The following is a 1439-nucleotide window of genomic DNA, read 5'->3' on the forward strand; positions in this document are numbered from 1 at the left end:
GCTATCACCATCCGTCATAGCGACACAGGCTCCAACGCCATCGGCCAATCCACCATCAACGCCAATCTGGCCGTTGCTACTGGCGCATCCGACACAGTTGCTGTCACTATCGCTGAAGGTTTGAACGTTGACCCACGTTTCAACTTCGTGTTGAACACCAACGCCGTAGAAAACATCACTCTGGTTGATGCTGACACAGAATCCAACACAGTTGCTCTGGCCAACGTTGCTGCCCACACAGGCACCATCACTATCGGCACAACAGCAGGTGCTGGTTCCGCTACAACATTCCTGAACCTCGACACAACAGTCGCAGGTAACGGCGGTTTGTACCGTATCGACACAACAGGCGGCGCAGCAGCTAACATCGCTGGCGTACAAGAGTTGTCCAAAACAGCTGGCCAGATCAAACTGGTTGCTGGCACTATCGATGCATCCGCAGAAACAGCCAGCGTCATCATCCGCGTTTCCACAAGCAATGCTGCTAACGGCGCGCAAAACATCAAGATGGGTGCTGGTAACGACACAGTTACTTTCGATAACCTGCAAGACACACGTGCTGGCCTGACGATCTCCGACACAGTCGTAGGTGGTGCTGGTACAGATACACTGGTCATCGACGGCGACCTGACAGGTGCAGCACTGGGCGACACTATCGCTCTGGGCGCGTCTGAATGGACGAACGTTTCCGGTTTCGAAACAATCCGTCTGGTTGGTACATCCAACAACGCCGGTGTTGACGGTGCAGGTAACTACCGTCTGACATTGACAGATGCCCTGATCGCTGCCAACAACAACGCAGGTGTTCTGGCCATCGTGAATGACAACGACACAGCCAATGATGCAGCGAACGCCGCTGACACAGCTGGTACAGCCGTTGAAAGCGCAGTCGTCATCGACGCACGTACACTGAGCGCCACAAGCCGCTTCAGCTACAACGGCGAAGAAGGTGCTTCCCGCACAGCCGACCGTATCATCTTCACTGATGCCAACTTCAATGGCTCCCACGCCATCAACGGTGGTGCAGTTGACAACAACAGCACAAACAACAGCCAAAAGAACGACGACGTTATCGAACTGCGTAATGCAACAAACGCATCCATCGGTGACTTCAACGGTATCAGCAACATCGGTAACATCGAACTGACAAACGACACAGCAGTCACACAAGTGTCCCAAATCCAGTTGAACGATACGATCGTTGATGCACTGGTTGACAGCTATCAAGCTGCTAACACAACAACCCACGTAGAACGTCTGACGATCCGTGCTATCGACAACACCAACGTTGCTAACGCAACAGTCGGCGTTTCCATCGATGCAGGCGCATTGACAGCACAATCTGCACTGGACGTCACACTGGCCCGCGGCGCCAACTTCCTGAGCCTCGGCGCTGGTAATGACCGCGTTGTACTGTTGGGTAACTATGTTGCCGGTAC

Annotated in this window: 1 protein-coding gene; it reads left to right on the forward strand. The window is 53.7% G+C overall.

Features of this window, described 5'->3' with window-relative positions; translation table 11 throughout:
* Nucleotides 1-1439: hypothetical protein (locus tag ACO0LI_RS30580; protein ID WP_423037693.1), on the forward strand; the 1439-nt coding region annotated here is incomplete at both ends.

Origin of the sequence: Undibacterium sp. Tian12W (assembly GCF_049339405.1) — a bacterium.
Taxonomy (GTDB): Bacteria; Pseudomonadota; Gammaproteobacteria; order Burkholderiales; family Burkholderiaceae_D; genus Undibacterium.